A 21597-nucleotide genomic window follows, 5' to 3' on the forward strand; every position below is an offset into this window, starting at 1 on the left:
TAATCCAGGACCTAGTATGCCAGCAAAAACATGGGGTTTATCGCCCCATGTTCCTTCTCGCCCAACCGCACTCCCCCCAATGTCGTTAAACAGCATATAATTTACTTTCGCAGCTTTCGTCGCCGGAAGAGCACGCATTGCTCGCAGGCCGGATAACAATTACGGCACAGTAAACGTGCAAACGGCGAATGCCGCTGCGTAGTTAATGGAAATCCACATCCCTGCCTCACGGTAGCGATTGGGCTCACTGAACCCTAAGGGAAAGCGCCGTCGCATAGACGGCCTCAGCAACATCTCCCTTCCGTCACGACAGAGAGGATTTTTCAATGACCGACCAAAACACCCCGGCTCAGGACGCCGCACCGGCCAATGCCACCCTACTCAAAATTTTGGGCAGGTTGCTCTCCGCGCTGGATGCCTCGATAAGCGGCAAGGATCGCAGCATACTGGTGCACGACCTGTCCCACTTCAATCTTGATGGCGTTTCCGAAGCGGAAAGGAAGCTGGCGGCGGAGTTAATCAAACGCGCCCTGCAATCCCTCGACCATTAATGCAGCACTAGCCACAAACCATTAAACCAGACTCAGGTTTAATGGTTTGGCCGTTCAGGCAGGGTTTGTTAGCAGCCTAGCTTCCCAATCATCTGATATAGTTATATAAAAGGTAGAATAACCACAGTTTCGGCTCGTTAAGCCGGCTTTTACTAAAAAAAAGCAATAATGTGCAAACAACCGTCAATCATCCTTAGCGTTTTACCCTGAAAACAGGCTATCATTAAGCTGCCGCACGCAGCCGCGTACCGCCATACCCCGCCAAAGGAGAACGTTATTTTGGATGCCAGCACGATCAACAACCTGTTTATCATTGGCGCTGTGTTGGTAGGAGCCAGTATCCTGCTCAGTTCATTCTCTTCACGCCTTGGCATCCCTATTCTGGTTATTTTCCTTGCGATTGGCATGCTGGCCGGCGTTGACGGCCTCGGCGGCATCCCTTTCGACAATTATCCGGTCGCTTATCTGGTCAGTAACCTGGCATTAGCCGTCATTCTGCTGGATGGCGGCATGCGTACCCGCGTCAGCTCCTTCCGCGTGGCCTTATGGCCCGCGCTGTCGCTGGCGACCGTCGGCGTGGTGATTACCGCCGGTCTGACCGGCCTGGCCGCCGCCTGGCTGTTTAACATCGATCTGATCCAAGGACTGCTGATTGGCGCCATTATCGGTTCGACCGATGCCGCCGCGGTGTTCTCACTGCTTGGCGGGAAAGGCCTGAACGAACGCGTCGGCTCCACGCTGGAAATTGAGTCCGGCAGTAACGATCCCATGGCCGTGTTCCTCACCATTACCCTGATCGCCATGATTTCCGCCGGCGAAACCATGATCAGCTGGAGCTTCCTGCTGCATCTGCTGCAACAGTTCGGCATGGGCATCGTCTTCGGTCTCGGCGGCGGCTGGCTGCTGCTGGGGTTGATCAACCGCATAAAGTTACCGGAGGGACTGTACCCTCTGCTGGCCGTCAGCGGCGGCATTCTGATTTTCGCCCTGACCACTGCGCTCAACGGCAGCGGCATTCTGGCGGTGTACCTCTGTGGGCTGATGCTGGGCAACCGCCCTATCCGCAACCGGCACGGCATTGTGCAAACATTCGACGGGCTGGCCTGGCTCAGCCAAATCGGCATGTTCCTGGTGCTGGGGCTACTGCTGACGCCGAGCAACCTGCTGCCGATCGCCATCCCCGCGCTGCTGCTCTCGCTGTGGATGATTCTGTTTGCCCGCCCGGTGTCGGTGTTTGTCGGTCTGCTGCCGTTTCGCAATTTCACCCTGCGTGAGCGCATCTTTATTTCCTGGGTGGGGCTGCGCGGCGCGGTGCCGGTGATTCTGGCGGTGTTCCCGATGATGGCCGGCTTGCCCAATGCGCATCTGTTCTTCAACGTGGCCTTTTTCGTTGTCCTGGTCTCGCTGCTGCTGCAGGGCACCACGCTGACGCTGGCGGCGAAAAAAGCCAAGGTGGTGGTTCCGCCGGCGCTGGCGCCAATCTCCCGCGTCGGGTTGGATATCCACCCTGAAAACCAATGGGAGCAGTTCGTTTACCAGCTCTCGGCAGAAAACTGGTGCGTCGGCGCCGCGCTGCGCGAGCTGAAAATGCCCCAGGGCACCCGCATCGCCGCTCTGTTCCGCGGCAAAGAACTGCTGCACCCCAGCGGCAGTACGCGACTGCGTGAACAGGACATTCTGTGCGTTATCGGCCATGAGCATGACTTACCGGCGCTGGGCAAACTGTTTAGCCAGGCACCGGCGGTGACGCTGGATGAACGCTTCTTCGGCGACTTCATTCTGCAGTCGGACGCGCGGTTAAGCGATATCTCTCAGGTTTACGGGCTGAATCTGCAGGATGATATCGATGAACAGCAAACGCTGGGCCAGTTCGTGATACAGATGATCGGCGGGGAGCCGGTGGTCGGCGACCAGGTGGAGTGGGACGGCTTAACCTGGACCATCGCGGAAATGGACGGCAATGCCGTCAGCAAGATCGGGGTAAAAATCGACGCCGATTAAATCCTTTCGCCGGTGGCACCCCCGTGCCACCGCTGCTCGCCCGTTAGCCTGAGCATGAGCACGCTTTCCCTATCGCCTTATCCGGCAAGCGCGCTGGGGAACTTCTACCCGTAAGTAAGTTCTTAATCAACAGCGGTCGGCCCGACCCTCCACGGCAAAGAATGATAAAACGATAGGATAGATATCGCGTGAATAACGGGAAAAAGTTCGTTTCTGCAATGCTGGTCTTGGCATTAGCATTGGTTGGTTTGAACCTGGGCGTTGCCGATTTGGTTCATAAACTTATAGTTGGATAATTTATCGTGGCACAGCACGGGAAAGACAAGGATATTTTAGGCAAGGTGTTGCTCAGCGTTTCGGCGCTCTGCCTCACCGCAGTGATTGCTTTTCTGGTCTGGGCGTTTGTCCTCGACTAAATCGCAGCCAATAAAAAAAACCGCCGCGGCGGTTTTTTTATTGGCAATGGCGATTAAATTTTGCAGCCTTCGCAATCTGCTTCATCCTCAAGGATATCAGGCACTTCACTGGCCTTCTCCGCCGCTTTTTTTTCTGCTTTCGCGAGTTCGGCGTCAATATCAAAATCAAAAATCTCGTCACTCATTGCAACTTCCTCATGCTTCTTTACAGGCTCAAACGCTGAGTATAATCGACCCCGGTGCCGACGCAACCCTTAGTTGGCCAACGCGACCGACGCGGCGGGCGTATGCAGCTTCTTACCGTAGGCCAAATCATACACATCGTAGAAATCGACCTCGCCCTTATGGGCTAAAATTTCGCGTATGCGCGCCTGCAACTGCGGGTTGATCGACGGTTCCGCCAGCAATTCAGCCACCGCATGGGACGGGAGTGCACGGGTAAAGTACCACTCGCCGTTATAACAGACGCGTAAATCAAGCACGCCGATATCTTCAAAGCGATACACGGGCTTGATCTCCATCAGCAGCATGGCAAACATAAACAGCACAAAGGCGGTAAAGCCAAGCAGCGCCCCAAGCCCCAAATAGGGCACCGGATACATCACGGCGATCACGGCGAAATAGCCGGCGAACATCGCCAGACACAGATAGCGGTGATTACGGGCAAATTCGCTGTTAAAACGCGGCTTGCCATCCCGCCCTTCCCGCTGGTTGATCAGCTCGATCTCTTTCACCAGAATGTGTTTTATCGCGTCCATCATTACCGCCTTAGCCTGAGAGCAAAATGGCTATCAATCGTTACCCTTCACGCTAACACAAGTACAGTTTTCCCGGGTATAGCAGTTAAGCAATTAAAAACCGGCAACTGTTATAGGCGGAGCTAACGCGGCTGCGAGGCTTTGCCCTGAGCAAACATAAACATCCGCTGCGCAACGTCATCCGCCTGTTTGATCCTGTCCTGTTGCGCGGCGTTGCCGCGTTGGATCGCGCGTGCATAGGCAATTTCATGGGCGCGATCGATCATGCCGATGACATTATCACGCAGCGATTTATCCAGATTGCCCAACAGGGTCGTCAGGATCGCCTGGTAAGCATTGGATTCCGCAGTCAGCGCCTTCTCCCGAGCTTCCAGCACAGCGATACGTTGCATCAGTTCTTGCAGTTGAGCGGATTCAGACATAGCGACCTCCGGTTATCAGACAGAAAGGCTGTCTTAATAACAGTCTAGCAAAGGATCGATACGTGAAAAAAATGGACGGACAGACAGGGTAAAGCACACCCGGAAATCCCAACGAGGAGTCGATAGTGCACATCAACCCGGGCATGCTTTACGCTGGCCACCAAAGGCCGGAGAGTTGGCGCGCTATGCAGGACTCGAACCCGCGTCTATCAATTTTGTAGCCAATTAAAGCATGTTAAAACCAATCACTCTGCCAACTGAGTTAATAGCGCACTCCCTTATGCTTGGGCGACATTATCCATAACGTCGCCATGGGTACAAGATAAATCACTGGCAGAAGATGATTTTACAGATAAATCTCAGCAAGACGGCGACGTTAGCACAACGATTCGCTTAGCAACCATCAAGGCTGTAACTAGCGCAAACGACGCTAGGCCTGGCGGGGTTTCGCCAGATACTGGCAGGTGGCAAACAGACAGAACGCATAGCCGACCAATTCACAGCCCTCTTCCACCATATTTTTTACTACCCGGTTATAGCCATCCAGCAGCAGCCCTTCCCATAACAGGTGCATGCCGAACAGGCGGGAAAACACCAGGATACACAGTAAGCCGGCGCACATCATGCCGTAGCTCGGATGGCTAAAGAAATGGGCCAGGCCATGCAGCGCCGAAGCCGCATGGCGGATCGCATATCCCAGGCACAGCACCGCAGTCAGCAGAGCAAACCACACCCAGGCGCCGTGGTGCAGATAATCAAATGCAAAATCCAGCTCGCGAATCAACATGCACAGGAAGAAACCGCCAATCAATAACCTGGCAGCACGATGCTCGGCATGACGGCGTGCGGAGACAAAGAAGCCCAGCGCAATGGCGGCAAGGAATATTTCCTGCATCAGCTCCGTCAACGACATTTCATAGACAAAGTTGTGTAGCCAATAAACATCAATAAAAATCAGCCCCATCAGCACGGCTAGCGTTGCTGAATAGAGCAGAAAGAAAGAGAGTTTTTTTACAATAATATTGAGGTTAGTACGGTACTGCATAGTCACTTCCGTTATTATATTCACGCGGTGTATGTTACCTGCCGTAACCTCTTTTACCTTGGCTATTCATGCGCTTGCTGCCGATGTTGCGTAATTATTTATACGTCCGTATTGATAAACAAAATTGCTAGATTTGATCCCCATCACATATAACGTTAAGCTATATATGGATTTTTATTAATCACACAAGTGACATATCAATGGGGAAAGTAGGTCAAATTTCAACAAAATAGTCAGTTTAATGATTGAGGGACTCCAAAGTGCCAATGGCACACTAAAATTAGAAGAGTTAATGTCTGGGCAGAAAAACGTGAACGGGAACGGTTGATTCACGTTCAACTCAATATTGTAAGGGATGATGCTATGAAGCTAAGAAGAAAACGACATAAACCGCTACATATTAACGACATAACCATTATTGACGACAGCAAGCTGAAAAAAGCCATTACCGCCGCCGCGCTCGGTAACGCGATGGAGTGGTTTGATTTCGGGGTTTACGGCTTTGTTGCCTATGCCCTTGGACAAGTGTTCTTTCCCGGCGCCTCTCCCGGCGTGCAGATGATCGCCGCGCTGGCGACCTTTTCGGTACCGTTCCTGGTACGTCCGTTGGGCGGCGTGTTCTTTGGCGCCATGGGCGATAAGTTCGGCCGCCAAAAGGTACTTTCCGTCACCATCATTATTATGGCGATCAGCACCTTCTGTATCGGGCTGATCCCGTCCTATGCCAGCATCGGCATCTGGGCGCCGATCCTGCTGCTGCTGGCCAAACTGGCACAGGGCTTCTCGGTGGGTGGTGAATATTCCGGCGCGGCCATCTTCGTCGCCGAATATTCACCGGACCGCAAACGCGGCTTTATGGGCAGCTGGCTCGATTTCGGCTCTATCGCCGGTTTCGTGCTTGGCGCCGGCGTCGTGGTGCTGATTTCCAGCATTGTCGGCGAAGCCAAGTTCCTCGACTGGGGCTGGCGTCTGCCCTTCTTCCTCGCGGCGCCGCTGGGCATCATCGGCCTGTACCTGCGTCATGCACTGGAAGAAACCCCGGCGTTCCAGCAGCACGTCGACAAAATGGAACAGGGCGACCGCGATGCGCTGCAGAATCCGCCGCGCGCTTCCTTTAAAGAGATCGCAACCAAGCAATGGCGCAGCCTGCTGGTGTGTGTGGGGCTGGTGATCGCCACCAACGTCACCTATTACATGCTGCTGACCTATATGCCGAGTTATCTGTCGCATAACCTGCACTATTCGGAAAGCCACGGCGTCCTGATTATCATCGCCATCATGATCGGCATGCTGTTTGTACAGCCGGTGATCGGCCTGACCAGCGACCGTATCGGCCGCAAACCGTTTGTTATCGGCGGCAGCATTGGCCTGATATTACTGGCCATCCCCTGCTTTATGCTGATCAACAGTAACGTGATTGGCCTGATTTTTGTCGGTCTGCTGGTTCTGGCGGTGCTGCTTAACTCCTTTACCGGGGTAATGGCCTCAACCTTGCCGGCGATGTTCCCGACGCATATCCGCTACAGCGCACTGGCCATTTCGTTCAACATCTCCGTCTTGGTGGCCGGCGCAACGCCAACCATTGCTGCCTGGCTGGTAGAATCCAGCGGCAATCTGTATATGCCGGCCTACTACCTGATGGTGGTGGCCGTTATCGGCCTGCTGACCGGTCTGTATATGAAAGAAACCGCCAACAAACCGCTGCGCGGCGCCACGCCGGCCGCTTCTGACCGCTCCGAGGCCAAAGAGCTGTTGCAGGAAACCTACGATAATATCGAGCAAAAGGTGGAAAACATCAGCGATGAGATTGACGATCTGGAAGAGCAGATCAAAGCGCTGGAGAAAAGGAAACAGGCGTTGATCGATCAGCATCCAAAGCTGGACTAATTAAAGCCAACAAAAAACCACCCCATCCGGGGTGGTTTTTTTACGTCAGTCGTCGCCCATCACCAAACAAAAAAAATAGACTCCGCCGAGCGTGTAAAATAAGGAAAAAAATATTCTTTCTTTGCAATGCTTATTGCACTTTAACGCGCATGAACACCAACGGTCTCCAGAGCAACACGGTAATATTTTTGAATATCTTCCGGCTGCCGCTCAATTTCACGCACCAGATACTTCATGATGTTATCTTTATTTACCGTGCGTTGTGACGAAATTAAATGCAACACGCTTTCACCGTAAATAACCATCAATTTATCCCGGTAGATCTTTGCATTATCTTGTGGCATTCCGTACAGACTGTAATCAACCATTGTTAAATATTCTCTCAAACCAAGCGCTGCTGAACTATCCTGCAATAGGTAGTATTATCCAGCAATTACAACAGGATAATAAAGGGCAATATTTCACTCACATAGTCGAACAATAAGAGTTTTCCTAGCAAACGGCAAGTCTATAAACCCCGGAGGCTTATGTTTAAGATTTTTCGCACCCTTGTGCTTGGCCATTATATTTAACCACAATAAAAACAATGAATTTTAATTATTACGGCAATCGCACTCCCCTATGCGCAAGCTTCATGCCAATGTTTCGCATTTTAAATATTATAAATGAGACAAAGTTCACGTTTTTTTAGCAGATTAGTCATTTTATCTTGCCTATGGACATCCAGAAAGCTAGCTTGCTACTGCCGACTTGGTAAACCATTACTTTTAACAATATGAAATAAAAGGTTATTATGTCGATTACCGTTAAAAGCAAGAAAGAAGCTAAAGTTGCCATCTCGACAGGGAAAGCAAAACGCATCAAACTCGATTATGCGGTCAGCGCTGACGATGTGTCAGAACTGACGATGATATGCCGTGAAAAAGGCGCTAATATCATCAAAGACAATGATAATTTTATCATTGCCATGAGCAACCCTAGCATGCCTAAAGTGGCCAGCTTTCCGTTCTGAGCCCTTTTATCCCTTCGCCCCGCCCGGGGCGTTGTTCCTTTCCGATCGCCTTCCTGATAATTCCCCAGCAGCAGCGTGAAACAGTCAAAAAATGCGGCCTGACTTGAAAAATTGAAGCGCTTCATTTATTTTCCCACCATCATCACCGCATGCTTCCTGCATGTGATAAAGCGCTTCACAAAGAGGTTATTATGAATTCCCTGCCAACCCGCCTGCGCCGCCTGAGAAGTTCCGAGGCGCGCCGTTCCCTGTTCCAGGAAGATGAACTGCGTCTGTCCGACCTGGTGTTACCTATCTTCGTTGAGGAAGATACCTCGGAATATCTGGAGCTGAACGCGCTGCCGGGTATCAAACGCATTCCTGAATCCAGGCTGGCTTTCGAGCTGGAGAAATACGCAAAAAGCGGCATTCGCAGCATCATGACGTTTGGGGTATCTCACCATAAAGACGACACCGGCAGCGATACCTGGCACGAAAATGGCCTGGTGTCACGTATGGCGCGTATCTGCAAAGATACCGTGCCGGAAATGATCCTGATGTCAGACACCTGTTTTTGTGAATACACCACCCACGGTCACTGTGGCGTAGTCCACAACCACACCGTCGACAATGATGCAACGCTGCTGAATCTGCAAAAACAGGCGGTGGCCGCAGCGCAGGCCGGCGCGGACTTTATCGCCCCTTCTGCCGCCGCCGACGGCCAGGTTCAGGCCATCCGTCAGGCGTTGGACGCAGCCGGCTTCAGCAATACCGGCATTATCTCCTACTCCACCAAGTTCGCCTCTTCCCTGTACGGACCGTTCCGCGAAGCCGGCGGCAGCGAACTGAAAGGCGACCGTAAAACCTACCAGATGAACCCGATGAACCGTCGGGAAGCGCTGCGCGAGTCGCTGATTGACGAGGCCGAAGGCGCTGACGCGCTGATGGTCAAACCGGCCAGCTATTATCTCGATGTTATCCGCGATATCCGCAACGCCAGCACGCTGCCGGTTGCGGCCTATCAGGTCAGCGGGGAGTACGCGATGATTAAATTCGCCGCCGCCGCGGGTGCGATCGATGAAGCCCAGGTGGTGCGCGAGTCGCTGTCGTCCATCAAACGTGCCGGCGCAGACTTTATCTTCTCTTACTTCGCCGCCGATTTAGCCCAGCAGGGCCTGTAAGCCTGATAACGGCGCGGCCCCCGGCCCCGCCGTTATTCTCCCGTTCTCGGTACGCCGAGACTCTGGCGAAAAACCAGGGAGCACGCCAGTTCGGCACTTTCGGTAAACGTCGTTTGCTCTACCATACTGATGATGCGCCGGGCGGCCAGCGCGCCGATATCGCGCGACGGTACGTCAATGGTCGTTAATGCGGGCTGCGCCAACGCAGAAAACTCAATGTTATCCATCCCGGTGACCGAAACGTCCTGCGGCACGCGCCAGCCCGCCCGCTCCAGCTCATCAAGGACGCCCAGCGCCTGCACATCTGTCATGCACAGAATAGCCGTCGGCGGTTTGCCATCGGCCAATAGCCGCCGGGCAGCCTCTCGTCCGCCGTCAATAGTGAACGGAGCTTCAACTATCCGCGACTCGTCTAACCGTAACCGGCGCTCTTTCATCGCCTGAACAATACCGTCAACGCGCTGGCGGCTTCTGTTATTGTTCGCCTGGCTGCCGCAGACCACGGCAATCTTCCTGTGACCAAGGGCGATCACCTCCTGCGCCATCCGATACGTCGCACACCAGTTATCAAAACCGATGCTGACGCCATAGGGCGGCTCATCGCGCTGCCAGGTGAGAACCAGCGGCAGCTGGCGCTGGCGCAACAGCTCATAAACCCGTTCTTCATGCGTAGAGCCCACGAGAACGATACCCTCAACGCCACGTTCCACTAATGTTTTGATTACATCAAACTCATGCTCGGCCTGATATTCATGCGTCGCTAAAATAACCTGATAATTCATCGACCACAGCGTTGACTGCAAGGTCTGTAAGGCATCGACAAAGGCCTGGTTGTACATCGTCGGGAATACGGCGCCGATGGTATAGGTGCGTCGGGAAGCCAGCGCCCGTGCAGCCCCGTTGCTCACGTAACCCAATTGCTCGACGGCGGCACGAACGCGCTGCAGCGTCGCAGGTTTAACCCTGTCGGGAATCGACAGGGCCCGTGAGGCACTGCCCAGCGAAACGCCGGCCAATTCAGCGACGTCGGAAAGTGTCGGACGCTTGACGCTGTTTTTAATTGAAGAAGACATGAAACCACTTGAACCCATGGCAGGAAGCGAAAATTATACCTCATCGGCTAAAGTGATGACCAGCCGATGAGTTCATGCCGCCGGGCATGTTATTCTCAAGGCTGCTTGGGAAAGGTAAACCATTTTTGACGGGAATAATTAAATCGTCGTACAAAGAACCAATGGAGTAAGGTTGCTGACATTCCCTGTCATACTTTGTACGACGAACGGTAACATAACATCACTCATTACAAATTGATATATAAAATCAATGGGAATTATCCCAATATTTGATCACAAGCAACCCCAACCCGTCGTACGCTATGTTCCATGCCCCCCGGCAAAAAGGACTGCGTCCCTGAAGAGCGGAATCCCGAAAGGCGGGTCACATCAAACGTATATATATCGGCTCAGTGATCAATGCTGGCAGCCCTTAATTGTTATGCATCATGTCACTACGTTGAGCATCTCCCTCATTTTCTAACTGAGCCAGTTGCCTCATTACCGTCCGTAGCCGAGCGATAAATTCACTGTCTCGCCCTGCTGTTTTTTTACTTTGCTCAAGGAAGTGATTGATCTCATCCGTTAGCGCCGGGTATTGACGGATAAACCTTATCGCATGCTCTTCAAGCGTATCCGACCAGTCGCTATCACGCTCACCGCGAAACAAACTTGTGGCGCGGATCAGTTTCTTCGCCGCCGACTGCCGTAAGCGTGCGCGTTGATTAACATCCCCCTCATGTTCAATACGTGCGATATAGTCGTTCAACACGTTGATATAGTCCCCGTTCAACGCCACGGCGATGGCCCGTGAAGGCTTAAAACGAGGAAATTGCCCGGCCAGATCCGCACCATACACACAACAACAATGATGTTTTAGCCAGTAACCCCAACTGTGCCGGTACTCTGCCGCCAATACCTCTGACAGGATACCGCAGTCAAAATCCACCTTGCTGACAACGGGATGCGCCTTCTCAAGCCTTGCACGAACAGACGCCAACGTGACGTTCTGCACCGACAACAGCGGACGATGAAAAATGATGCAAAGATCCAGATCGGACGTCCCCACTGCCGCCTCTCCCCGTGCAACACTGCCATATACGTAGATGCTATGGATAACGCCGTCCAGCGTCTCCGTCAACTGGCGTACAGCATCATCAACCACACAGGTAAATTCAGGTTGAACACTGAACGCGCCGAGCGTGGCGATATATCCGTTATGATCGACAGCCATCATCATCTTCCGGAGAGGCACTCTGCCTCAGTGAGAGAAAACCCGTGGTAACCATAACTGTATTACAGGAAAGGTAAACCGGAAGCAAAAAATGCCGTCGGCGTTCACGCGCCTGCATCTGTTGCGTGGTCTGTCCAGAACAAACGCACAGCATGATATAGACTCAGGGAGCCTTTATCATGAAGTTCGTTATTTCTTATTGATTTTTATATCCTTTATCCAATAACCGACAATACAGAAGGATTTTCGGCCATGCCGCGTAGCAAAACGACGCTGATACTCACCTGCATCTTTCTCTCCTCCGCACTCTCTGCCTGCGCCAGGGAGGAAAGCGCCCCCTTCACGCCCGATCCCCAATGCCAGTTCACCCGCTTGACGGGCAAACATATCACGGCCGTTCAACTATGTGCTGATGAAAAAACGGGGAACACGGTTACCGTGATCAAAGATGGGCAAGCCTATGATATTGAGCGCCTGGCCTATACCCGGTTTCAACGCTTCAAGTTCAGTGTCGATCCCGATGCCTTCTTCAGCAAAGTGATTGAGCCCAACCATACGGTGACGCCTTATCAGAGAGATGCGCATCCACACGGCTGATCCTGCATGCCGCCACGCAATTCTTTAGTTTATCCCGGAGGAAACGTGTTAAAAACAGCGAATGTCATCATGGCTTGCCTGATTTATATACTGCAGCCCTCTTCGGGGCATGCCGCCAGCGTATTACGTCTGAACTGCCCAGAACGGGCCATGATGACCGTCACACGCTTTAACTATGGCCTGACTACGCTGGAATGGGCTGAGCGCCACTTCCAGGTCGCTGCGGGCGTGAAGCGCAATAAAACCGCAGAAGGCTCGCCTTTTCGGGCGATCAGTTTCCGCAATGGCGACGATCTTGTCTACTTGCCGGAGAAGCACCTGCATATCTTTTTTTATGCCAACCGCGATAAACCCGTCGTCTGCGAAGATATAGACACGTTTACGACCCATGCCATCAAATTGCCGCGCTATCACTAGCGTGCCGTAGTTCAGGAACACCACATATTCAACACGTTATGATGCATAAAACTTCATTATGCCAATGCATTTTCGCAACGAATTCATTGATATAAATCAAATTTGAAAATATAGACTCTCGTATCATCGTCAGTGAAAGATTTTCCCTGGTATTGATGCCTTCCCCTCCGATTGCGAGGGGATTTTTTTCGCCCATACCCACGCTGATGATATGGTTAACGGCACCCATCTCGAAACCATGTCTACCCATGCTCATTTCACGAACGGGAAAATAATAGCCATCATTTAAGGCGGGCATCTAAAACGTCATATATTCACAGCTATTATTTATTTTTCCACCTCATAAAATAATCTCAATAAAAATAAGAGTAATCTAAAAAATAAAAAGATAAATCATTTTATCAACGATAAAACATTAATGTGTTGACATATGACACCCCGACTATAATGTGTAATCTTTAACCACATGGTTAACTAGAATCAATTAAAACCAACAAAGCCATTTGAAGTGATTTATTTATAGGGAATTATTATGAAAAAAATCACATTATGTCTCTTAACCGCAGCAATTATAGGAATATCGGGATTTTCCAGTGCGGCCAAATGGTCCGCCGCTCCCGCCGCCCCGGCAGTTAAAACCCGCCTGGCATATATAAGCTCAAATGCGTCTTTTGTGTACTGCCATTACCAAACCTATAATATAAAAACTGGTTACATTCATAATACTTATAATAGAATGTATATTGCCAGACTATTTAAAGAGTGCCCTACGCGCTAACGCTCGCAAGAACATAATATTTTTTGCAGGGGGGGATGTCCCTATCCTCCTTAATGAAAAACGCTAAATCATTTCATCCTATTCTTCTTCTCCGGCCAGGAATAATTAACCTGTCCGATCCTCCCCAACCCGGGACCTTTCATGTAAAATGAGGCCTCAGAGAACAAAACAACCAAAATTATAGTTGTTACAACCCAACCAATCGCTCAAAATCTCCATAATCCAACTTGGAGTATCAGCAATGACTGGCACCCTACTCGGGTTTGTTCTGTTGGTCAGCCCTTGCGGCTATGATGCGTGCGACGCGCTATTGGCTTCTGAAACGGTTTACCCGACCAGATCGGAATGCGTGAAAGTCAAAGACGCTATCCAGCGGCGTCTTCCTGATGTTGTGCTGTTTTGTAGCGCAGCCTATCGATATGAAAACAGATGACAGCAAGATAAGTTGACAATCCCGTCAAATATGACAGGTTGAGCAGCACTGCACTCGCTAATCTAAGGGACCACATGACCAGGCTTTACTACTCCCTGTGCTGCATCGTGTTTATCATCGGGCTCGGCATGTCTATTCTCAGCGTGGAGTTCCCCAGCAGCACGGATAGTGGCGAGATGCCATTAGCTTTTGGTGCTGGCCTGTATATCGCATTTATCGGCATTCTCGGCTTTGCCGCAAGCTTGGTAGCACAGTGCCTCTCGGCGCTGATAAGAAAGATAAACCGATAACTGTACTGCCAATGCTGTAACGTCCTACATACTTTTTAAGTGCCCTGCCCATAAAAGGTGTGGGGAGGTATCAATGCGAATGGAACGGCCATGTCGGATACTTACATGAGTCCTTCAACCTGAACGGCGGCAATATGTCAATGGCTCGCAACGTTCGGCCCCCTGCATAAGGAGAGGAGTCAACACAACGCCTGATGCCAATACGAAAATCATTTGTTGAACCGGCTAACTCTTTTCGTTCCGCATCCTGCCATCGTTCGACGTTTTTCAGGCACAAAAAAACCGCCTTTCGGCGGCTTACGACACTGCTTATTGCTTTGATTATTCTGATGTTTCCCATGGTACCCGGGGCGGGACTTGAACCCGCACAGCCATAAGCCGAGGGATTTTAAACCCCGCGTGTAGGCATGGAACTTCAAACATTTGTGGTACTTTATCCTAATAAGCCCCAAATGGTTAAGCTAGGCGCTGTGCGGGGTTGCTGAACCAATATTAGGAAAAGAAACAGACAAATTGACAACGTGAATAAAATTTCTAATACTCGCGCTGCACCAGCAAAATCTGGTGCCGGGATTAGCCTCCTGCCGATTACACCGCGACAAAATGACACGCCGCGAGCGTGTTTTTTATGTCGCACGTCTGAACACGCCTATGGCGGCTCAGGCGGAGGGGATCGAAAGATCCGCCGGTGGTGTACCGGTAAGGTTAACCTCTGTCTAGGTCGCCACCCCGAATCAGTCAACAAAGATTGACAAATGCTGAATGACTACCGGATACTGTTCGCACTAGAACACAAAAGCGGTCATTCCGCACCCGATAGCTTTGCGGCTTTTTTATGCCTGCAATACGGCGTAAATACATCCGAACAAAGGCCGGGTGGAGAGGCGTTAATACAACACCCGCAAGGGGAATATGCCCGGAGCGTCTTTTGTGGCTCTAGTTGACACCCGGTCACCATCTACTAAATGGTGACTGTAAACTAAAACACAAAAGGAATATCCCATGGTAACTCAAGTTTCTGCAGAAACCATTTCATTGACCGTTCATCAAAACATACCTGTGATCACAACAGAATTGTTAGCACAGCTGTATGGTACAGACCCTGTGCGTGTCCGCCAAAACCATAATGAGAATAAAGCCCGTTTCGTTGAAGGTAAGCACTTCTTCAAAGTGGTCGGTGATGAGCTAAAAAGTTTGCGAGTAGCTTTAAACTACTCACAAAATCCCGTATCCTCCAAAACACGCTCCCTCATCCTCTGGACAGAACGCGGCGCCGCCCGACACGCAAAAATGCTCGAAACCGATCAGGCATGGGAGGTTTTCGAAAAACTCGAGGATCATTACTTCAACCAACAAAAAAATCCTCCAGCCCCCCTCTCCCCAAAACCCTATGCCACCATCACTTATTTCGAAAACAACCTACCAGTCAACAGCCGCCTTCTCGTTCCTGGCGAAATCGTCATAACGCCCGACTCCTGCCTTGAACACGTCAGACGCGCTGGCTATGTCGTCGTTTCCGGCGATGACGTCGGCAAACTCACTCTCAATGAACTGCAGGAAATGGCCACACAGACGAGAAAAGGACGCGAACACTGGCAGAAGCAATATCAGAATTTGAAAAAGAGATCCGACAGGCTGTAAGCTTTTCACCAATAATTGACAACGTGAAAAAAATTTCTGATACTCGCCCGGCACCAGCAAAATCTGGTGCCGGGATTGGAACCCCGGATTTTCACCGCGACATAGACACGCCGCGAGCGTGTTTTTTATTGTCGTTTGCATTGCTACATCTACGCATCAATGGTGGGGCGTGCAGGGGAGCCGAAAGGCTCGCCGGTCGGTGATCCGGTAGTTCCAACCCTGTACGTCTCACCACCCAATGATTGGAACCTGACGGTGGTGATCAAAAACCTAATCACCTGAGGGCGTCATTATGACAACTCAAATCTCCGCAGAAACAATTTCGTTGACCGTTCATCAAAACACACCTGTGATCACAACCGAACTATTAGCATGTTTATACGGTGCTGAGCCGCTGCGTCTTCGTAATAATTTCAGCCGCAACAAAAATCGCTTCATCGAAGGTAAACACTATTTTTTGGTAAAAGGCGAAGAACTTGCAAAGTTGAGAGTATCTTTAAGAGACTCTCAAAATCCGATCGCTGGTAATGTTCGCGCCTTAACGCTCTGGACAGAACGCGGCGCCGCCCGACACGCAAAAATGCTCGAAACCGATCAGGCATGGGAGGTTTTCGAAAAACTCGAGGATCATTACTTCAACCAACAAAAAAATCCTCCAGCACCACCCTCCCCAAAACCCTACGCCACCATCACTTATTTCGAAAACGACCTACCAGTCAACAGCCGCCTTCTCGTTCCTGGCGAAATCGTCATAACGCCCGACTCCTGCCTTGAACACGTCAGACGCGCTGGTTATGTCGTCGTTTCCTGCGATGACGTCGGCAAACTCACTCTCAATGAGCTACAGGAGATGGCCACACAGACGAGAAAAGCACACGAACACTGGCAGAAGCAATATCAGAATTTGAAAAAGAGATCCGACTGACTGTAAGCCTTTCGCGAACAGTACAAAATTAAACCAATCAAGAAGTGAAAATAATCTCCTAAAAGTTTAATGTTGCTCTTAACAAATCAGTGTGTGGTTTGTTAATCCTGTGGATAGTATCAACACAAGTGCAGAATGCTTGTGAGTCATAGTAAATCCCTAACTTTTCCGCCTCGCTATCTCCGTGAGGCGGCTTTTTTTTTGCAATGCGTCACCACCGTTTGGTTAACGGTGTCACATTTGGTAACCCGTTCACCCGATGAGTGCAGTCCATTACCGTTCTCAGGTCAAAAAACAGACAGCCTAAACAATTATGGTTATTTTATAAAACAGAAAAATCATACATAGAAAGAAGACAAAGAAAGATAAAACCGCCAATACAAGAGAGTATTTTTTCATATCAACCTCCTTTTAATAAGTTCAACATGCTTAATCAAAAAATCAGCCAACGCAATCAATCACTAATGTAAAAAAAAACCAAAGATAAGTGGTAGCGCACCGCTTATAAAACATGATGATGTTACTCAACCCAAGAAAATCCAAAAATAAACACAAAAGCAGCTGAAATCCCCCCCCATAAAAACTACTATTCCACTGCACATACCCCGATTTGTGCACGATGTATTCACAACCCGTTGTTTCGCCCTCGGCTTCCGTAGGGCGCTTTTTTTTCGAACCGATAGTAGGATGAAGCCGTGTTGCCTTCATTTCTTATATATTGTAAATACGCTAATTGTTACAGCGGTCTTGCTTTTCATGTTCGGCCTCCCTCCACCCACCCACACAATGACGATGAATTGAATAAAAAACCCAAACATGCAATTTAAGATCACTTACTGTGAAAGTCACAAAGAGAAAATTATGCCTTCAATCTCCGTATGCATCTTGACCCACAACTCTGAACGCTTACTGCGAAAGGTGCTCCCGCCAGCATTACAAATTGCAGATGAGCTGATTATTGTTGACTCCGGAAGCACTGACTCTACATTATCAATTTGTCGAGATTTTTCTATCCATCCTAAATCACACCCCTTCGAAACTCATGGGAGACAAATGAACTTTGCAATAGGACTGGCCCGACATGATTGGATTCTATGTTTAGATAGCGACGAAATAATGGATGAGACAACGGTAAAAGCCATTACCAAATTTAAATTATCATCCCCATTGGAAAACCAAGCGTACAGGATAAAGAGAATCTGGTTTGTTTTAGGCAAACCAGTTAGGACTATCTACCCCGTATCTTCACCCGACTATCCAATCCGCCTTTTCAATCGCACTGTCGCGCGCTTTAATGATTCACCAGTAGATGATGCAGTCGAGGGTAGTATAGCTGAAACAGCCTTGATTCCAGGGAGTGTCCATCACGATACCTTTCATTCGATAGATGAGGTTTTTAACAAGTTGAATAATTACACACGTCGAGCCGTGAAATACAGACAGTTTCGTCCATCTATCGCTCGGGGAATAGCAAGCGCCATCGGTGCTTTTTTTAAATGGTATCTATTTAGTGGTTCTTGGAAGGAAGGCTGGGTTGGTATCATCACTGGTTTTTATGCAACAGCATACAGTTTCTTGAAATACTTCAGAGCATGGTGCAGCGAGCAGCAGAATAAATCAGCCAGTGAATACACCATGAAAAAACGAACAATCAGGCGAAAAAATCATTTTGAAAGTTAATTTAATTCTAATATATATTTTCCCTCACCCTGTCACTCATACAGTGACGGGTACATCACGGAAACGGGCAGTGGCAACTAGCCGAGTGGCTTACGCCACCCAATTATGAGATAAAGAGAAATAATGAGTTATCGCGGTAAGGCTTGGTTAACTGTTTTTGGAGCATGCTTTCTTTTTTGGTGGGGGGTAGTGGCTATAACCATTCTCTAACTAGCCTCACTCGAAAAATCCAAAATTAAACACAAAAATAGCTGAAATCCTCCCCCAAAAAAACCACTATGTCGCTGCACATTCCCAGATGTTTGCATGATGTATCTCCATATCCGTTTTTTCGCCCTCGGTTTCCGTAGGGCGTTTTTTTCGAATTATGGCGAGGTGAGGTTCAAGCGCGAGAACATGGTTGCAGTCGTGCCCTGCTTCATGTTCGTCCTCACCCTGCCACCCAAATCAATGACGAAGGCATCACGGTAAAGCGGCAGTGGCATGAACGAGACCGTGTTGCTTTCGTCACCCAATATGGCGGGGTAGCTTTTCAGGGAGTGAATGTTCCAGCACCCCGCCTTCCTCACTCTGTTTCCTGATACGGCATAATCTCACCGTACATCCCCGCCTCCGCGTTCCGATAAATAATCGGCCCATACGAGGTGCGGTCTGATGCCATGGCAGTAAATGGATGCCACTGGCCATTGACTAATATCTCGCAATCAAAAGCTGCCGTTACGCCCGGATAGCAGTACTGGCAATTTCGCACATTCGCTGCCAGCCTGGCGCTCTCAAGCATTACCGTGGGTGTCAGTAAGGTGGTGCCGTCAGTACGGGCCATGACTGTAACCGTTGTCTCCGCAACTTCAGCTGACGCTAAAATCCCCCATATAGCCCAGGTACCAGCGACTTGTATGCCCGATACATAGACTGAGCCATCAGGCAACAATCCCGCGTAAGACAACCTGGAGCCAGCCCACGTACCACCGGCCTCCGCGGAGTTTTCACCATTAATGACCTGCATCAGCGCTGTAGAGCCCGGGTCGCCTACATGGGGAAGTCCAACAGCACCGTCATTGCCTTGCGGAATGCCAAAATTAATCGTTTGGTTGGGGGCATCACCAGTAATCTCTACGGTGGCATCTTCGCCAGGACCCAGCGTGCTCACCGTACCGACCGTCAGCGTGTTAGGTGGTGCACCAGAGGGACCTTGAGGTCCGATTTCCCCCTGGATCCCCTGCTCTCCCTGCGGCCCTGGCGGACCTTCCGGCCCGGTGTCACCCTTCGGCCCCTGAGGGCCAGTGTCACCCTGGGGACCGGCAGGCCCTACAGCACCTGTTTCACCCGTCTCACCGACATCGCCTTTGGGTCCCTGCGCACCGGTACCACCTTTCGGACCTGGCGGTCCCCTCTCACCCTGCAGACTGGCCAGATAGTCATCTTCCGTGCCCACGTTCCCAGCATCCAGCCATACCTGGTATGCCGAGTCACCGGTTGCTCCCGTGGACCCGGTATCGCCCTTCGACCCCTGTGGACCTGTGTCACCCTGAGGCCCGACCGGCCCCACGGCGCCCCGTTCCCCTGTCGGGCCGGTTTCCCCAGTTTCTCCCTGTGGGCCCGTCGCTCCCGTATCGCCCTTGGGTCCCTGCGGTCCTGTTTCCCCTTGTGGTCCGGTACTGCCGGTATCGCCTTTGGGGCCCTGCGGACCAGTATCCCCCTGCGCACCACACTCACCCTCAGCCCCTGCCGAGAGAAACAACTGCCATGGCACCGCCGGCGGCTCGATGCCCTCTACATCCTCCGTGGCCAGGTATTCACTGCCGGCATATTCGACCAGGTCATTTTTCTGGTAAGTCACATCACCACAAAATGCCCCGCGGGGAATGAGCGCATATTCCGCCGCCGTTTTCGCTGACGCCCTCGCGCTGGCCGCCGCCAGCTCCGCTTCCAGCAACAGCAACTGCATCTCGCGCAGCGCTTGCGGTGTCGCATCGTCCGGATTGAATTCCGCCAGGTACTGATTGAGCGTGCCGTCCGGGCTGTCGGCGTAAACCTGGATAATACCCAGGTAGTCCGGGGCATTGTTTATTGTGGCGGCAACCGCATAAACGCCCGGCATCACCGACATGGCATAGCTTCCGTCCGTCGCCGTCACCGCGGCCGCGTTTGTACCGGTAATGCTCACTGACGTGGTTTTTCTTGCCGTCAGCTGGATGACCACATCCGGCAGCGGCATGCCGAACGGATCGTTAAAAATTCCCGTGATAATGGCCATTCACTCAAGCTCCACACTGATAATCAATCCTTTCGACTGCAGCCGGAACTCAACACGGCTGATTTTCCAGTCCCGATCTTCAACACTGCCAAATCCTTCCGTGGTGATTTTTCCCTCCGCCGTCATCCCCATCAGCGCCGGGGTACCCGTCAGGGTCAGGGACATGCCCCTGAGCTTTTTTTCCACATGTTTGGTGCTGCCGCCGGCAACATACTGTGCATCCTTCAGGGAGGGCTGCGGAGCGGGATAATGAAAGACAGGCTCTCCACTTCCCACCGTCAACGTCTTCTGCTTCCCGCCATCGGCACTATCGATGTACGGGATGATCATGGTGCCGCTCCCCTTCGCACTGACATCAGGGTGATCGCTGTTGTCGTGATAACGCCATTGCTCACACATGTCGGGGGTGAGGGTTCGGACCGGCAAGGGTTTGCCGCTGATGGTGGTGTCTGAATCGCGGGGGGACAGTACCCAATAGTCGTGGGTGATTTTACTGACGGCGCCACATTCGCCGGCAATGCGCGTAACAAGATTCATGTCGCTCTCACCCAGCTGATCGATATGCTCCACCGGGACATTCACCAGCCGGCTGTCGACCCGCGCTGTCAGTCCGTGCTCAGAGGCAACAGTGAGCATGAAATCGCCCAGGGTGATACCGGAAAACGAGCGGGTTTTCTGCGACTGCAGCGTGCTGTGCCCGCGTTCGTTGGTCTTCGAAAATGCCCTGGCGGTGATTTCCACAATACGTTGCCCGCCGGACGCCTGCCCGGAGCTGCGCGCATCCACCACGAATGTCCCCTTGTTCACCAGCTCACCACCAAACCCCAGCGCCACTGAAATCTTGACGCCTTTAGCCGGCAGCTTCAGGGTGGCAGAGACCACGCTGAAAGTGATTTCATCACTTTTTTTCGAGCCGGCGCCATGATCCTTCAGGGTCAGGTTGACCAGGTTCTCACGTACGATGTCGGTAATATCCTCGCCTTCAACAGACAGGGAGAAGTTGGGCTGCCAGGGCATATTGCCGGAATCGATATAGGCCAT

The 21597-nt window shown here is 51.2% G+C and carries 20 protein-coding genes and 1 tRNA gene; 11 read left to right on the forward strand and 10 right to left on the reverse strand.

Annotated features, from left to right (window positions below; translation table 11 throughout):
* Window positions 1-326 precede the first annotated feature (326 nt).
* Both FO014_RS00890 and FO014_RS00895 read left to right on the forward strand, forming a co-directional pair.
* Window positions 327-551, forward strand: coding sequence for a hypothetical protein (locus FO014_RS00890; protein ID WP_160027091.1), 225 nt, complete (start codon window positions 327-329; stop codon window positions 549-551).
* Between the two features lie 279 nt (window positions 552-830).
* Window positions 831-2552, forward strand: coding sequence for a potassium/proton antiporter (locus FO014_RS00895; RefSeq protein ID WP_160027093.1), 1722 nt, complete (start codon window positions 831-833; stop codon window positions 2550-2552).
* 469 nt (window positions 2553-3021) lie between these two features.
* On the opposite strand, the gene FO014_RS24140 is transcribed toward FO014_RS00895, so the two are convergent.
* The 5 genes from FO014_RS24140 to FO014_RS00915 all read right to left on the reverse strand — a co-directional run bounded on the left by FO014_RS24140 (window position 3022) and on the right by FO014_RS00915 (window position 5193).
* Window positions 3022-3153 carry a hypothetical protein gene (locus tag FO014_RS24140; RefSeq protein WP_015671916.1) on the reverse strand — a complete coding sequence of 44 codons (132 nt, stop codon included), beginning with the start codon at window positions 3151-3153 and terminating at the stop codon, window positions 3022-3024.
* A 69-nt stretch (window positions 3154-3222) separates the two neighbouring features.
* Entirely contained in the window at window positions 3223-3726 is a 504-nt protein-coding gene (locus FO014_RS00900; protein ID WP_160031313.1) for a YlaC family protein, read from the reverse strand.
* 122 nt (window positions 3727-3848) lie between these two features.
* Complete coding sequence (locus FO014_RS00905) at window positions 3849-4148, reverse strand: hypothetical protein (protein ID WP_160027095.1); 300 nt, start codon at window positions 4146-4148, stop codon at window positions 3849-3851.
* Between the two features lie 176 nt (window positions 4149-4324).
* Window positions 4325-4420: transfer RNA gene (locus tag FO014_RS00910), tRNA-OTHER, on the reverse strand.
* A 158-nt stretch (window positions 4421-4578) separates the two neighbouring features.
* Window positions 4579-5193, reverse strand: a complete 615-nt coding sequence (locus tag FO014_RS00915) for a V-type ATP synthase subunit I domain-containing protein (RefSeq protein WP_160027097.1) — start codon at window positions 5191-5193, stop codon at window positions 4579-4581.
* 363 nt (window positions 5194-5556) lie between these two features.
* Between FO014_RS00915 and proP the strand changes: the two genes are divergently transcribed.
* Window positions 5557-7080: a glycine betaine/L-proline transporter ProP gene (gene proP, locus FO014_RS00920; RefSeq protein ID WP_160027099.1), complete on the forward strand. Its 1524-nt coding sequence runs from the start codon at window positions 5557-5559 to the stop codon at window positions 7078-7080.
* A gap of 140 nt (window positions 7081-7220) precedes the next feature.
* Here the strand turns inward: proP and FO014_RS00925 are convergent, their stop codons facing one another.
* Window positions 7221-7493, reverse strand: coding sequence for a hypothetical protein (locus FO014_RS00925; RefSeq protein WP_246168046.1), 273 nt, complete (start codon window positions 7491-7493; stop codon window positions 7221-7223).
* Between the two features lie 380 nt (window positions 7494-7873).
* On the opposite strand from FO014_RS00925, the gene FO014_RS00930 reads away from it, so the two are divergent.
* Together FO014_RS00930 and hemB are read left to right on the forward strand one after the other, a co-directional pair.
* On the forward strand, window positions 7874-8092 hold the full coding sequence (locus tag FO014_RS00930; RefSeq protein ID WP_160027101.1) for a hypothetical protein: 219 nt from the start codon (window positions 7874-7876) through the stop codon (window positions 8090-8092).
* 191 nt (window positions 8093-8283) lie between these two features.
* Complete coding sequence (gene hemB / locus FO014_RS00935) at window positions 8284-9252, forward strand: porphobilinogen synthase (protein ID WP_201282902.1); 969 nt, start codon at window positions 8284-8286, stop codon at window positions 9250-9252.
* Window positions 9253-9284: 32 nt separating this feature from the next.
* Here the strand turns inward: hemB and FO014_RS00940 are convergent, their stop codons facing one another.
* Together FO014_RS00940 and FO014_RS00945 are read right to left on the reverse strand one after the other, a co-directional pair.
* The gene (locus FO014_RS00940) at window positions 9285-10325 is read right to left on the reverse strand and encodes a LacI family DNA-binding transcriptional regulator (protein WP_160027103.1); all 1041 of its coding nucleotides are present in this window, start codon (window positions 10323-10325) and stop codon (window positions 9285-9287) included.
* Window positions 10326-10737: 412 nt separating this feature from the next.
* Window positions 10738-11541 carry a nucleotidyltransferase domain-containing protein gene (locus FO014_RS00945; RefSeq protein WP_160031316.1) on the reverse strand — a complete coding sequence of 268 codons (804 nt, stop codon included), beginning with the start codon at window positions 11539-11541 and terminating at the stop codon, window positions 10738-10740.
* Between the two features lie 249 nt (window positions 11542-11790).
* Between FO014_RS00945 and FO014_RS00950 the strand changes: the two genes are divergently transcribed.
* The 6 genes from FO014_RS00950 to FO014_RS00975 all read left to right on the forward strand — a co-directional run bounded on the left by FO014_RS00950 (window position 11791) and on the right by FO014_RS00975 (window position 18299).
* Window positions 11791-12135 carry a hypothetical protein gene (locus tag FO014_RS00950; protein ID WP_160027105.1) on the forward strand — a complete coding sequence of 115 codons (345 nt, stop codon included), beginning with the start codon at window positions 11791-11793 and terminating at the stop codon, window positions 12133-12135.
* A 45-nt stretch (window positions 12136-12180) separates the two neighbouring features.
* Window positions 12181-12552 (forward strand): hypothetical protein, encoded by a 372-nt coding sequence (locus FO014_RS00955; protein WP_160027107.1) that lies wholly within the window; start codon window positions 12181-12183, stop codon window positions 12550-12552.
* A 1285-nt stretch (window positions 12553-13837) separates the two neighbouring features.
* A complete protein-coding gene (locus FO014_RS00960) occupies window positions 13838-14053 on the forward strand; it encodes a hypothetical protein (protein ID WP_160027109.1) in 216 nt (71 codons plus the stop codon).
* A gap of 1002 nt (window positions 14054-15055) precedes the next feature.
* Window positions 15056-15694, forward strand: a complete 639-nt coding sequence (locus FO014_RS00965) for an ORF6N domain-containing protein (RefSeq protein ID WP_160027111.1) — start codon at window positions 15056-15058, stop codon at window positions 15692-15694.
* 292 nt (window positions 15695-15986) lie between these two features.
* Window positions 15987-16619, forward strand: a complete 633-nt coding sequence (locus tag FO014_RS00970; protein ID WP_160027113.1) for an ORF6N domain-containing protein — start codon at window positions 15987-15989, stop codon at window positions 16617-16619.
* Between the two features lie 861 nt (window positions 16620-17480).
* Window positions 17481-18299, forward strand: coding sequence for a glycosyltransferase family 2 protein (locus tag FO014_RS00975; RefSeq protein ID WP_160027115.1), 819 nt, complete (start codon window positions 17481-17483; stop codon window positions 18297-18299).
* A gap of 565 nt (window positions 18300-18864) precedes the next feature.
* Here FO014_RS00975 and FO014_RS24145 read toward each other — a convergent pair.
* Together FO014_RS24145 and FO014_RS00985 are read right to left on the reverse strand one after the other, a co-directional pair.
* Window positions 18865-20556 (reverse strand): prophage tail fiber N-terminal domain-containing protein, encoded by a 1692-nt coding sequence (locus FO014_RS24145; RefSeq protein ID WP_201282903.1) that lies wholly within the window; start codon window positions 20554-20556, stop codon window positions 18865-18867.
* Entirely contained in the window at window positions 20557-21597 is a 1041-nt protein-coding gene (locus FO014_RS00985; protein WP_160027117.1) for a contractile injection system protein, VgrG/Pvc8 family, read from the reverse strand.

Origin of the sequence: Serratia rhizosphaerae (genome assembly GCF_009817885.1) — a bacterium.
Taxonomy (GTDB): domain Bacteria; phylum Pseudomonadota; class Gammaproteobacteria; order Enterobacterales; family Enterobacteriaceae; genus Serratia_B; species Serratia_B rhizosphaerae.